The sequence below is a fragment of the Oryzihumus sp. genome, assembly GCF_036391795.1.
GTDB lineage: Bacteria > Actinomycetota > Actinomycetes > Actinomycetales > Dermatophilaceae > Oryzihumus.
Genome location: NZ_DASVZH010000258.1, coordinates 1 through 12,199 on the forward strand (window position 1 = coordinate 1; position 12,199 = coordinate 12,199).

The 12,199-nt window shown below is 73.4% G+C and carries 15 protein-coding genes; 1 reads left to right on the forward strand and 14 read right to left on the reverse strand.

Annotation, left to right across the window (positions count from 1 at the left end):
• The 14 genes from VF825_RS15900 to VF825_RS15965 form a co-directional block, all read right to left on the reverse strand.
• A partial coding sequence (locus VF825_RS15900) for an AAA family ATPase (protein ID WP_331115078.1) occupies positions 1-372 on the reverse strand: 372 nt, incomplete at its 3' end.
• A 94-nt stretch (positions 373-466) separates the two neighbouring features.
• Entirely contained in the window at positions 467-649 is a 183-nt protein-coding gene (locus tag VF825_RS15905) for a hypothetical protein (RefSeq protein WP_331115080.1), read from the reverse strand.
• 142 nt (positions 650-791) lie between these two features.
• Positions 792-1,073 (reverse strand): acylphosphatase, encoded by a 282-nt coding sequence (locus VF825_RS15910; protein WP_331115082.1) that lies wholly within the window; start codon positions 1,071-1,073, stop codon positions 792-794.
• A complete protein-coding gene (locus tag VF825_RS15915; RefSeq protein ID WP_331115084.1) occupies positions 1,070-3,010 on the reverse strand; it encodes a M3 family metallopeptidase in 1,941 nt (646 codons plus the stop codon). The genes VF825_RS15910 and VF825_RS15915 overlap by 4 nt, the downstream gene beginning before the upstream one ends.
• 52 nt (positions 3,011-3,062) lie before the next feature.
• Complete coding sequence (gene mutM, locus VF825_RS15920) at positions 3,063-3,953, reverse strand: bifunctional DNA-formamidopyrimidine glycosylase/DNA-(apurinic or apyrimidinic site) lyase (protein WP_331115086.1); 891 nt, start codon at positions 3,951-3,953, stop codon at positions 3,063-3,065.
• Positions 3,946-4,722 (reverse strand): ribonuclease III, encoded by a 777-nt coding sequence (gene rnc, locus VF825_RS15925; RefSeq protein ID WP_331115089.1) that lies wholly within the window; start codon positions 4,720-4,722, stop codon positions 3,946-3,948. The genes mutM and rnc overlap by 8 nt, the downstream gene beginning before the upstream one ends.
• 16 nt (positions 4,723-4,738) lie before the next feature.
• Positions 4,739-4,933 (reverse strand): 50S ribosomal protein L32, encoded by a 195-nt coding sequence (rpmF, locus tag VF825_RS15930; protein ID WP_141789000.1) that lies wholly within the window; start codon positions 4,931-4,933, stop codon positions 4,739-4,741.
• Between the two features lies 1 nt (position 4,934).
• A complete protein-coding gene (locus tag VF825_RS15935; protein ID WP_331115092.1) occupies positions 4,935-5,510 on the reverse strand; it encodes a YceD family protein in 576 nt (191 codons plus the stop codon).
• A gap of 123 nt (positions 5,511-5,633) precedes the next feature.
• The gene (locus VF825_RS15940; protein WP_331115095.1) at positions 5,634-6,194 is read right to left on the reverse strand and encodes a hypothetical protein; all 561 of its coding nucleotides are present in this window, start codon (positions 6,192-6,194) and stop codon (positions 5,634-5,636) included.
• Positions 6,195-6,196: 2 nt separating this feature from the next.
• Complete coding sequence (gene coaD, locus VF825_RS15945) at positions 6,197-6,697, reverse strand: pantetheine-phosphate adenylyltransferase (RefSeq protein WP_414695884.1); 501 nt, start codon at positions 6,695-6,697, stop codon at positions 6,197-6,199.
• A gap of 94 nt (positions 6,698-6,791) precedes the next feature.
• Positions 6,792-7,343 (reverse strand): hemerythrin domain-containing protein, encoded by a 552-nt coding sequence (locus tag VF825_RS15950; protein ID WP_331115097.1) that lies wholly within the window; start codon positions 7,341-7,343, stop codon positions 6,792-6,794.
• 58 nt (positions 7,344-7,401) lie between these two features.
• Positions 7,402-7,986, reverse strand: coding sequence for a 16S rRNA (guanine(966)-N(2))-methyltransferase RsmD (rsmD, locus tag VF825_RS15955; protein WP_331115099.1), 585 nt, complete (start codon positions 7,984-7,986; stop codon positions 7,402-7,404).
• Between the two features lie 7 nt (positions 7,987-7,993).
• Positions 7,994-10,198 (reverse strand): ATP-dependent DNA helicase RecG, encoded by a 2,205-nt coding sequence (locus tag VF825_RS15960; protein WP_331115101.1) that lies wholly within the window; start codon positions 10,196-10,198, stop codon positions 7,994-7,996.
• Positions 10,199-10,201: 3 nt separating this feature from the next.
• Positions 10,202-11,878 carry a DAK2 domain-containing protein gene (locus VF825_RS15965; RefSeq protein ID WP_331115103.1) on the reverse strand — a complete coding sequence of 559 codons (1,677 nt, stop codon included), beginning with the start codon at positions 11,876-11,878 and terminating at the stop codon, positions 10,202-10,204.
• Positions 11,879-12,099: 221 nt separating this feature from the next.
• Here VF825_RS15965 and rpmB point away from each other — a divergent pair.
• On the forward strand, positions 12,100-12,199 hold a 100-nt coding region (gene rpmB / locus VF825_RS15970), incomplete at its 3' end, for a 50S ribosomal protein L28 (protein WP_331115107.1).

The following is a 12,199-nucleotide window of genomic DNA, read 5'->3' on the forward strand; positions in this document are numbered from 1 at the left end:
GACGTCGAGCAGCCGGCACGGCGTGCCGTTGATGGCGTACTCGGACCCGCCGTTGCGGAACATCGTCCGCGCGATGGTGACCTCGGTGTAGTCGATCGGCAGGGCACCGTCGGTGTTGTCGATGGTCAGCGTCACCTCGGCCCGGCCGAGCGGCGGGCGCCCGGCGGTGCCGGCGAAGATGACGTCCTCCATCTTGCCGCCGCGCAGGCTCTTGGCCCCCTGCTCCCCCATCACCCACGCGAGCGCGTCGACCACATTGGACTTGCCGGAGCCGTTGGGGCCCACGATGCAGGTGATGCCGGGTTCGAGCCGCATCGACGTCGCGGAGGCGAAGGACTTGAAGCCCCGCAGGGTCAGGCTCTTGACGTACACGAGCGATGGGCTCCTCTAACCGGTGGTGAACTCGGCCAACCATACCGGCGGGGAACCCCGTGTCCGGGGAACTGGGTGAACTGGGAGCCGGCCCCTAGCTGACCGGCTCGGGGACGGCCAGCTCCTGCTCGCGCAAGTTGTCGCGAAGCCGGTCGTTGTCGCTCTGCAGGTGCTCGATCAGGGTCTCGAGGTCACGCACGCGGGTCCGCAGACGCGCCGCCTCGAGCACGAGGCGATCGTCCCGGAAAGCGCGCTGACCCAGCAGGGCCTTGGCCATACCAACTCCGACAGGATCCTTCGCGCGTGCGAAGGGCGATGGATGGGGTCCGGGGACTGCGACCGACGCTGCCCCCGCGACCAGAGTGACACCGCCATCGCCGCAGGTCAACGCCACGCACCCCCGGCGGGCGGTCACCCACTCACCGCTCGACGAACCCGGAGACCCCCTCACGCGGCATACCGTGCTGGACCGCGACCGAGTCCACCCGGCCCGGCCGGCGATGCCGGCTGGGGGTCTCGCGCAGCAGCGTCTCCAGCCTGGCGACCGCCTCCTCACTGCCCTGGACGACTACCTCCACCCGCCCGTCGGCGGTGTTGCGGGCGTGGCCGACCAGACCGAGCTCGAGCGCCCGGGCGCGGGTCCACCAGCGGAACCCGACGCCCTGCACCTGCCCGCGCACGAACATCACCGCACGGATCATGCCTGCGGGGCCTCCTCCAGCCAGCGGCGGAACGCCTCCGGGTTGTAGGGGCGCCCGAGGAAGTCCTCGACCAGGTCGGCGGCGTCCTTGCTGCCGCCGGCGGCCAGGATCCGGTCGCGATAGCGCAGCGCAGTCCCGGCGGCGAACAGGTCGTCCTTGTCGAACGCGGAGAACAGGTCCTTGGCGATGACCAGGCTCCACATGTACGTGTAGTAGGCCGAGGAGTAGCCCTCGAGGTGGCCGAACGCGGCCTGGAAGTGGGTGCCCTCGGTGTAGGGGAACAGGTCGTACTGCTCCTGCAGGGACCGCACGAGGGCGGTGGTGTCCTCGACCCGCTCGCGGTGCAGCCGGTAGGAGACCGAGGCGTAGAACATCTGGGTGCGCGCCAGGTAGCCCTTGCCGAAGTCGTCGGCGGCCTTCATCCGGGCCACGAGCTCGGCCGGGATGGGCTCCCCCGCCGCGTTGCGGGCGAACGTGCGCAGGACGGCGGCGTCCCAGGCCCACTCCTCCAGCATCTGCGAGGGCGCCTCGACGAAGTCCCACTCGGTCGCCACGCCGGAGAAGCGCGCCCACGGGTGCCGGCCGGCCAGTACGTGGTGCACGAGGTGCCCGAACTCGTGGAAGAGCGTGACCACGTCGGAGTGCTCCATCAGGCCGCGCGGCAGGTTGCACACCAGGACGCCCTCGGCGAGCTGGCGACCGGCGATGCCGGGCTGCAGGTCGAACTGCGCGGCGTGCTTGTACTTGCCCTCCCGCGGGTGCAGGTCGAGGTGGATGCGCCCGATCGCCTCCCCGTCGAGGAGCACGTCGTAGACCGCGACGTCCTCGTGCCAGACCGGGGCGTCCTCGACCCGGCGGTAGTCCACCCCGAACAGCCGACCGGTGACGTCGAGCAGGCCCTGGCGCACCGCGGCGAAGTCGAAGTAGGTGCGCACCGTCTGGGCGTCGACGTCGAAGTTCTCCCGCCGGATGACCTCGGCGTAGTAGGCCGCGTCGGAGCCGGCGACCGTGGTGTCCCCTGGCCGGTCCTGCTGCAGCCGGGCGAGCAGCACGGCGACGTCGCGGCGCCCGGACTCCTCGGCCAACGCGGCGATCTCGTCGATGAACTCCCCGATCGCCGCCCCGCGGCCGATCATCTTGACCTCGGCGTCGTAGTCCGGCCAGCCGTCGTAGCCGAGCAGTGACGCGTGCTCGGCCCGCAGCGCCAGCAGCTCCTTGAGCACCCCGTCGTTGGCCGGCCACGCCCGGTTGAGGAACTCCGTGCGCAGGGCGGCACGGGCGGTGTGGTCATGGGCGAAGGACATGAACGGGATGACGTCGGGGTAGTCGGTGGTGACCTCGACCAGACCGTCCTCCCCTGTTGGGTGGGCGTCCACCCAGTCCTGCGGCAGCCCGGCGAGCTGCGAAGGCTCCAGGCGCACGCGTCGCACGTCGTCGCGGATGTTCTTGGAGAACTCCTGGCCGACGAGGGTCTCCCGCTCGGCCAGGGCGCGCAGCCGCTCCCGGGTCGCCTCGTCCCGGTCGACGCCGGAGCGGCGGAAGTCGCGCAGCGTCAGGCGCAGCACCCGCTGCCCACCCTCGTCGAGGGCGTCGGCGTCGACCGCGGCGAGGATGTCGTAGAGCGCCCGGTCCAGGCTCAGGTCGGTGGAGAGCCGGTGGGCGGCCTGCTCGGCGGCCTCGGCCCGGGTGCGCACCGCCTCGCTCGGGTGGACCTGGCTCATCAGGCTGGCGGCGGCGAAGGCGTTGCCGAGGGCGATGCTGGCTTCGTTCCAGCCGGCCATGACCGTCGCGGCGTCGGCGCCGGGATCGGCCTTGAGCTTCTCGACGGCGGTCCGGGCCTGCTCGAGCTGGCCGTCGCAACGCCGCGCCAGCCACTCCTCCCAGCCCTCGTCGGCGGCGGGCAGGCGGAGCGCGGACAGCGGCGTCGAGGTGGTCACCCCCGCACGATAACCACGCCGCCTCGACGGCGGCACCAGCCGCGGGTGCGTGTCAGCGACGCGGTCGCGGACGGGGCTGGCACCGGGGGCAGGAGTAGGACGAGCGGTTCATGAACGCCTCCCGCCGGATCGGGGTGCCGCAGCGCGGGCACGGCCGGCCCTCCTGCCCGTAGGCGGCCAGGCTGCGGTCGAAGTAGCCGGAGGCGCCGTTGACGTTGACGTACAACGCGTCGAAGCTCGTGCCGCCCTGCCCGAGCGCCTCGGTCATGACGTCGCGGGCGTGGTCCAGCAGCCGGCCAAGCGCGGGACGGGTCAGGGAGGCCGCCTCCCGCTCGCCGTGCACCTGCGCGCGCCACAGCGCCTCGTCGGCGTAGATGTTGCCCACCCCGGAGACCAGTCCCTGGTCCAGCAGGGCCCGCTTCACGCCGGTATGCCGTGCCTTCAGCCGTGCGACGACGGCCCCCTGGTCGTAGGCCGGCTCGAGCGGGTCGGGGGCGATGTGCGTGATGGTGGAGGGCACGCCCCAGGGGCGTGGCACGGAGGCGAGGTCTGGCACGAGGTCCGCGAGCGCCATGCCGCCGAAGGTGCGCTGGTCGACGAAGCGCAGCTGAGGGCCGTCGTCGTGGAAGTCGAAGGTGGCGTGCAGGTGCTTCTCACGCGGGGCGTCGGCGGGCTCGACGAGCAGCTGGCCGCTCATGCCGAGGTGGACGATGAGGCCCTGGCGGTGGCCGTCGGGGGCGGTGAGGACGAGCCAGAGGTACTTGCCGCGCCGCTCCGCCGCCTCGACGGTGTTGTCGGTGAGCCGCGCCGCGAGGTCGACCGGGCCGGGCAGGTGCCGGCGGGCGACCCGGGCGCCGAGGAACGCCGCGGAGTCGATGCGGCGGCCGACGACGTGGTCGGCCAGGCCGCGACGGACAACCTCGACCTCGGGGAGCTCAGGCATCCACGGGGGCAGCGGGGCGCGCGGTCCGGGCGGCCTCGGCGCGGGCACTCAGCTCGGTCCACGCGCGCTCGGCGGCCTTCTGCTCGGCCTCCTTCTTGCTGCGCCCGACCCCTTCGCCGAGGGTCTCCTCGCCGATCACGGCCCGCGCGGTGAAGACCTTCTCGTGGTCGGGGCCCTCCTCGGTCACGCGGTACTCGGGCACGCCGAGGCCGGTGGAGGCGGTGAGCTCCTGCAGGCTGGTCTTCCAGTCCAGGCCGGCGCCGAGGCTGGCCGAGGACTTCATCAGCGGGTCGAGCAGGTGGTGCACGAACGTGCTGGCGGCCTCGAGCCCGGCGGAGAGGTAGACGGTGCCGATGACCGCCTCCATCGTGTCGGCGAGGATCGAGGCCTTGTCGCGGCCGCCGGTGCTCTCCTCACCACGCCCGAGCAGGAGGTAGTCACCGAGCCCGAGGGTCCGGGCGACGTCAGCCAGGGCACGCATGTTGACCACCGCGGCCCGCAGCTTGGCCAGCTGGCCCTCGGGCAGGTCGGGGTGGTCGGCGTAGAGCGTGTCGGTGACGACGAGGCCGAGCACGGAGTCCCCGAGGAACTCCAGGCGCTCGTTGTGGGGAAGGCCGCCGTTCTCGTACGCATAGGACCGGTGGGTCAGCGCACGCAGAAGCAGCGGCTCGTCGATCTCCGCACCGACCACTCCGAGGAGGTGGTCGGCGAGGTCGTCGACGGGCCGCTGCGTCGCGCCGTCCCCCTTCGGGGGCTGGGACGAAGTCACGCGTTGGCGGGGCTGGTCAGCCCTGGTGCTCGGTGCGCTCCGCGACGCCGTAGTGGCGACCGGCGTAGGTACCGCAGGAGGGGCACGCGATGTGCGGCTGCTTGGGGGCAGAGCACTGCGGGCACGCGGTCAGCGTGGTCGCCGTCGTCTTCCAGTTCGCGCGACGCGAACGGGTGTTGGAGCGCGACGTCTTCCGCTTCGGGACAGCCACGTCAGTTCCTTCTCTCTTCGGTACCGCTGTTGGTCAAGTTCTGCAGAGCCGCCCACCGGGGGTCGAGCGTCTCGTGGTGGTGGTCCGGATCGTCCGCGAGATGCGCCCCGCACTCGGGGCACAGTCCCGGGCAGTCCTCCCGGCACACCGGCTGGAACGGCAGGGCAGGCACCACTGCGTCCCGGAGCACGGGCTCGAGGTCGAGCAGGTCGCCCACGAGCACGAGCTCATCGTCATCGTCGTCCGCAGAGGCCACCTCGTGGTGGTGCTGCGCCCGATCGGCGTAGGCGAACAGCTCCTGGAAGGTCACGTCCAGCTCTTCGCTGACCGGATCCAGGCACCGCACGCAGGCGCCGGTCGCCGTGGCTCGGGCCGAACCGGTGACGAGGACACCCTCCACGACCGACTCCATGCGCAGCTCCAGCTCGACCGGCTGGCCGGGCTGCACCGCGATGACGTCGCTGCCCAGGTCTGCCGGGGCCTCGACGGTGCGAGACAGCTTCGCCATGGAACCCGGTCGGCGGCCGACCTCCTTGGTGTCGAACACCAGGGGTTGGCGCGGGTCGAGTCGGTCCATGGCTCCGTTGCGTGCAGTTGGTCCGGTGGCGCGTCTGCGTCACAGGCTCAGCCCTCTTCCGCGCACGGACGAGGACCGACGCATGAGGTTACCGGAGGGAGGACCGCGCACCCAAATGCGGTGCTAGTGCGCGTGCCGCATCGCGTCCAGCCCGGGGCCGAGGTCAACGGTGGCCGGGTCGTGGGCCAGGGGCGCGTCGTCGTCCTCGTCGGCTACACCGAGCCGGGCCAGGTCGGCCTCCCGGCGCGCGGCCAGGCGCTCCCGGCCGTTGCCCACCTGCGCCGCGAGCTGGCCCAGCACCACCTCGAACTCGCCGAGCTTGCGGTCGACGTAGTCGTCGGCGTCGCTGAGCAGGCGGCTGGCCTCGGCGCGGGCGTCCTCCACGACGGTCGCGGCACGCTCCCGGGCGGCGACCAGCACCTCGGTCTGTTCCAGCAGCTGCTCCCGCTCGGCGTGGGCGGCACGGAGCAGGTCATGCGCCTGCGCCTCGCCCGAGGCGACGATGGCGTCCCGGTCGCTGAGCAGCGCGTCGGCGTGGTCGAGGTCGGCCGGCAGGGCCGCCCGGAGCCGGTCGAGGTCCTCGAGCAGCTCGGCCCGGTTGACCAGGCACGAGGCCGACATCGGCATGGCCTTGGCCTCGCGCACGGTGGCGGTGATGTGCTCCAGCAGGTCCTGGACGTCCAACGTCAGCTCCCTTCGGCCGGGCGCAGGCGCGCGAGCAGCGCGGCCCGGGTCTCGTCGTCGACCAGGCCGGTGATGTCGCCACCCAGGGCGGCGACCTCCTTGACCAGCGAGCTCGACACGTGCTCGAAACGCGGGTCCCCCGGCAGGAACACGGTCTCGACCCCGGTCAGGTGGCGGTTCATCAGCGCCATCGGCAGCTCGTAGGCGAAGTCGGTGCCGCTGCGCAGCCCCTTGACGATGGCCTGGGCGCCGAGGTCGCGGCAGACGTCGACCAGCAGCGTGTTGGCGTAGGCCTCGATGCGCAGGTTGGGCACGTCGGCCAGCGCGGCCTTGAGCAGCTGCAGCCGCTGCTCGACGGGCAACGTGCCGCTCTTGGCGGGGTTGTGCAGGACCGCCACGACGACCTCGTCGTACAGGGCGGCCGCCCGGGAGATGACATCGACGTGTCCGACCGTCACGGGGTCGTAGGACCCGGGGCAGACGCAGCGGCGCACAGTGCTCACGGTTCGAACCTAGCAGCGGACCCGGAGCGCCAAGAGGCACTCCGGGTCCACCCGCCGGTATGCCGTGTGCTTGCCGGCCGGGGGCGGCCCGACCTCACTCGTCCTCGTCGTCCCCCAGCTTGCCCTCGCGGGCGGCCTCCTGCACGATCCGGCGCACGTTGGCCACCGACCCGGGGTCCTCGTCGAGCAGGGCGTTGCGGGCAGCGGCGAACGAGGCGCCCAGCTCCGCCCGGACCGCCTCGGAGACGTCGGTGCGGGCCGGGTTGAGGATGGTCTGCTCCTCCTCGCCGATGTGGTGCATCAGGGCCTTCTGCAGCTCCTCGACCGCGTCGTCGAACTTCTGGGTGTCGGTGGCCTTGCACTCCAGGAGCGCCAGCAGCTTCTCGTTGCCCTCGGCGTGCTCGTGCTCGCCGTGCTCGGCCTCGTGGTCGCCGATCGCGTCCTTGCGGACGAGCTTGGGGTAGACCTCCTGCTCCTCGGCCTCGCCGTGGGCGATGAGCACGTCGGCGAGCGCCGTGCGGGCGGCCTCGCGGTCGGCGGTGGCGTCGCGCAGCTGGCGGAGCAGGTCCTCGAACAGCCGGTGGTCCTCGAGGATGAGCTCGACGACGTCGCCCGCGGTGGGGCGGGGAAGGTAGAGGTTCGTCATGGGCCCAGCATGACCCAGCGCCCGTCGGCGGCAACCGCGTGGCACGCGCCTGCCGGGCTCAGGCGACCTCGGGGTCGCCGGCGAAGTCGGCGAACCACATCTTCGTCTCGCCGTAGCGGCGCTCCCCCGCCGCGTCCAGCCCGGCGGGCCAGCGCGGCTCGGGCGAGCGGGAGGAACGCTCGACGACGACGAGCGCGTCGGAGCCGAGCCACCCGTGGGTGACCAGCAGCTGCAGGACGTCGGCGAGCGCGTCCTCGGTGACGTCATAGGGCGGGTCGGCGAGCACCAGGTCGTAGCGCCCGGCCGTGGCGGGCGGACCACCGAGGAGGGCCCGCTCGACGGTGTCGACCCGCACCGTGACCCCGGGCAGCCCGAGGTCGGCGGCGTTGCGCCGGGCCACGGCCCCCGCGGCCCGCGCGGACTCCACGAGCAGCACGCTGGCCGCCCCGCGGCTGGCGGCCTCGAGCCCGAGGGCGCCCGACCCGGCATACAGGTCGAGCACGTGGGCGTCCTGGAGCACGTCGAGGTGCTCCAGCCGGGAGAACAGGGCCTCGCGGACGCGGTCGCTGGTCGGCCGGGTGCCGCTGCCCGGCGGGGTCTGGATGCGCCGGCCCCCGGCGCGGCCGCTGATGATGCGTGTCACTCGGGGGTCATCCTCGTTCCAGGTAGGCAGCCTGCTCCTCGTCCAGCGCGGCGGCGATGCGCTGCCGCAGGAGCGGGTGCCGCTCGAGCTGCGGGTCGTCGGTCACCAGGGCGAGGGCGTCCTCCCGGGCCTGCAGGATGAGGTCCTCGTCGCGCAGGAGGCTCAGGTGGCGCAGGCCGCCTCGGCTGCCGCTCTGCCGCGCGCCGAGGACGTCGCCCTCGCGCCGCTGGGTCAGGTCGAGGCGGGCCAGGCTGAAGCCGTCGGTGGTCTCGGCGACCGCCGCCAGCCGCTCCAGCGCCACCTCGGACTCCGACTCGGTCATGAGCAGGCACAGGCCGGGCGCGCTGCCACGCCCGACGCGACCGCGCAGCTGGTGCAGCTGGGAGACGCCGAACCGCTCGGCGTCCATGACCACCATGACGGTCGCGTTGGGCACGTCGACGCCGACCTCGATGACCGTGGTGGAGACCAGCACGTCGATCGTGCCGGCGGCGAAGTCGCGCATCACCGCGTCCTTGTCCTCGGGGGCGAGCCGGCCGTGCAGCACCCCGACCGTGAGCCCCTCCAGCGCCGGCTCGTCCTCGAGCTCGGCGGCGACGGTGTGGACGCTGTGCAGCTCGCGGGCGGCGGCGCCCTCCCCGAGGTCGGACAGGTCCAGCGCCTCCCCGTCGTCGTCGACCATCGGCGCACCCGTCTCCGCGGCGTCGCCGATGCGGGGGCACACGACGTAGGCCTGGTGCCCCTTGCGGGCCTCCTCGGCCACCCGCTGCCAGGTCCGCTGGACCCAGCGTGGGTTGGTGCCCGGGACCACGTGCGAGGCGATGGGCGACCGCCCGCGGGGCAGCTCGGTCAGGGTGGAGGTCTCCATGTCGCCGAACACCGTCATGGCCACCGTGCGCGGGATCGGGGTGGCGGTCATGACCAGCACGTGGGGCGGCTGGTTGCCCTTGCTGCGCAGCGCGTCGCGCTGCTCGACCCCGAAGCGGTGCTGCTCGTCGACCACGACCAGGCCGAGGTCGAAGAAGCTGACGTGCTCCTGGATGAGGGCGTGGGTGCCGACGACGATGCCCGCCTCGCCGCTGGCGGCCTCGAGCAGCGCCTTGCGCCGCGCCGCGGTCGACTGGCTTCCGGTGAGCAGGGTGACCCGGGTGCCCAGGTCGCTGCCACCGAGGAGGCCGCCCTCGGCGAGGTCGCCGAGCATCGCCGTCATCGAGCGGTGGTGCTGGGCGGCGAGCACCTCCGTCGGGGCGAGCAGGGCCGCCTGGCCGCCGGAGTCGATGACCGAGAGCATCGCCCGCAGCGCCACGACCGTCTTGCCGGAGCCGACCTCGCCCTGGAGCAGCCGGTGCATCGGGTGGCTCTGGGCCAGGTCGGCGGCGATGGTCTCGGACACGGCCCGCTGCCCGTCGGTGAGCTCGAACGGCAGCTTGGCGTCGAAGGCCTCGAGCAGCCCACCCGGCCGGGCCCGGCGCGGCGTGGTGCGCAGGTCCTCGTTGGCCAGGCGGCGCTGGGCCAGGACGGCCTGCACCGTGAACGCCTCGTCGTAGCGAAGCCGGTGCCGCGCGTGCTCGACCTGCGGGAGGTTCTCCGGCCGGTGCAGGTGCTCGTACATCTCCCGCAACCCCGGCAGGCCGCGTCGCTCGCGGACCTCGGCCGGCAGGTGGTCGGGCAGCGACTCCAGGGAGTCGAGGACCACCTCGCCGACGGTGCGGACCTTCCACGGCGGCATCGACCGGCCTGCCGGCAGGTAGATCGGCACCAGCCGCCCGGTGTAGCGGTTGACGGCCTCCTGGGACTCCTCCTCCGCGAACAGCTGGTAGTCGGGGTGGGTCAGCTGCCAGGTGCCGCGGAACGCCTTGACCGTGCCGGCGAACAGACCGTGCACCCCCTGGACCAGCCGGTGCTCGTGGCCGCGGGCGTTGAAGAAGGTCACCTCGACGTCGGTGCGCCCGTCGGTGATGACCGCGGTGAGCATCCGCTGGCGCGGCCGGCTGGGCAGCGGCCGCGTGGTGACCTGGCGGACCCGCGCGACGACGACGACCTCGTCACCCTCGGCGAGCTCGCCGAGGTCGGTCAGCTCCCCCGGCTGGACGTAGCGCCGGGGCAGGAACTCCAGGAAGTCCCCGACGGTGTGCACGTCGCGGTTCTTGGCCAGCGGCCCGGCCGAGCCCGGTGCGACCACCTTCGCCAGTGGGGTGGAGAGGTCGACCACCGCTCACTCCACCCCGAGCAGCAGCGGGTATGCCGGCTGGCCGCCGGCGAGGACTGTCACCTCGAGGTCGCGGCGCCGGATGCGGGCCGCCGCCGCGACGGTGTCGCCGAGGTCGGCCGGGGCCTGGTCGCCGGTGACGACGGTGAGCAGCTCGCCACCGCTGCCCAGCAGGCGCTCGACCACGTCACCGGCGACCGCGCTGAGGTCGTCGCCGATGGCCACGACGTCGCCGTCGACCACGCCCAGCACGTCGCCGGCGTGGCACCATCCGGCACTGGTGAGCGCCTCCCGGTCGGCGACGGTGACCGCACCCTGGCGGGTCGAGGCGGCGGCGCTGGTCATGGCGAGCAGGTTGTCGCGGACCCCTGCGCCGGCGTCGAAGACCGCCAGGGCGGCGATGCCCTGGACCGCGGCCCGGGAGCGGACCACGTGCACCTCGACCCCCTCGTCCGCGGCGGCACGCGCGGCGGCCTCGGCGGCGAGGTAGGTGTCGGCGTCGTTGGGCAGCACCAGGACCGCCATGGCATGGGCCTCGCGGATGGCCTCCAGGATCTGCCCGGTGGACGCCCGGCGGCTCGGGCCGCTGTCCACGACCCCGGCGCCCGCGGCCCGGAAGACGTCGGCCAGGCCGGGGCCGGCGGCGCAGGCGACGACGGCGAGCGTGCTGGCCGGCTCCTGCCGGCGCCCGGCCTCCGCCTCGCTCAGCCGGGTGACGCGGATGCGGTGCGGGCGCCCTGCCTCCACCCCCGCCTCGATGGCCGCCCCGGCGTCGTCGACATGGGCGTGGACGTTCCACAGGTCGTGGCTCCCCACGACGAGCACGGAGTCGCCGAGGGCGTCGAGCCGGTCACGCAGCCAGGCCACGTCCTCCTCGTCGGCGTCGGCGAGGAGGTACATCACCTCATAGGCCGGCGCGTCGGAGCGCTCCTCCGGCTCGACCGCGCGTGACGGCGGGGCCCACTCGGGCCGGGCCGGCACCAGGTCCTCCAGGGGGTGCGGGGCCGGGTCGGCGCCGCCGGCGACCACCCGTTCGAGGGCCTCCAGGAGCAGGACGTAGCCCGCGCCGCCGGCGTCGACCACCCCGGCGCGCTCGAGGGCCGGCAGCTGGGCGGTGGTGGCCGCCAGGGCCTCGCGGGCCGCGGACAGCGCGGCCGTCACCACGGCATACAGGTCGGAGCCGGACTTGAGGGCGACCTCGGCGGCGGCCGCTGCGGCGTCGCCGACGGACAGGATGGTGCCCTCCACCGGGCGGGTGACGCTGGCGTAGGCGAGCTCGCTGGCGCGGCGCAGGGCCTCGGTGAGCTCCTCCGGTCCGAGGCCGCACGGCTCCTCGGCCACCCGGGCCACGACCTCGCTGATGCCCCGGACGATCTGGCTGAAGATCACCCCGGAGTTGCCGCGTGCGGCCAGCAGGGTGGTGCGCGCCAGGGCGGCCGCCGCGTCCGCGAGGGAGTCGCCGCCGGCGTTGCCGGCCTCGGCACGTGCGGCGTCCAGGGCGGTGTCGAGGGTGAGGTAGAGGTTGGTGCCGGTGTCTCCGTCGGGGACGGGGAACACGTTGAGCGCGTCGATCTCGCTGCGCCGGGCGGCCAGCGCAGCGCGCGCGGTCACGGCCCAGCGGCGCGCGGCCACCGCGTCGATCCGCGTCAACCGGCCCTGCGGACCGGGCCCGCCGTCACTCATGCACACCTCCTGCTCCAGCGTGAGGGTAGCGGGGCCGTGCGACCATGGAGGTCGCCCACGTCGGGCACGCCGGGAGCGTCTGACGCCGCCGGCCGGCGCATTTTGGCCGGACGGGCCGCCTCGGCTACTCTTGACCGGTTCCCCCAGCCGGCGCATCCTTCGTGCTGCCCTGCCGGGAGCACCAGTTCTTCCATTGCATCAACGAGTTCAGGAGATCACCCGTGGCTGCCAACTGCGATGTCTGCGGCAAGGGACCGGGCTTCGGTCACAACATCTCGCACTCGCACCGCCGCACCAAGCGCCGTTGGAACCCCAACATCC

Excerpts from the sequence above, each read along its gene's own strand:
- VF825_RS15905 (WP_331115080.1), bottom strand. The coding sequence starts at position 649 with ATGGCCAAGGCCCTGCTGGGTCAGCGCGCTTTCCGGGACGATCGCCTC.
- VF825_RS15910 (WP_331115082.1), bottom strand. The coding sequence starts at position 1,073 with ATGATCCGTGCGGTGATGTTCGTGCGCGGGCAGGTGCAGGGCGTCGGG.
- mutM (WP_331115086.1), bottom strand. The coding sequence starts at position 3,953 with ATGCCTGAGCTCCCCGAGGTCGAGGTTGTCCGTCGCGGCCTGGCCGAC.
- VF825_RS15935 (WP_331115092.1), bottom strand. The coding sequence starts at position 5,510 with ATGGACCGACTCGACCCGCGCCAACCCCTGGTGTTCGACACCAAGGAG.
- VF825_RS15950 (WP_331115097.1), bottom strand. The coding sequence starts at position 7,343 with ATGACGAACCTCTACCTTCCCCGCCCCACCGCGGGCGACGTCGTCGAG.
- VF825_RS15965 (WP_331115103.1), bottom strand. The coding sequence starts at position 11,878 with ATGAGTGACGGCGGGCCCGGTCCGCAGGGCCGGTTGACGCGGATCGAC.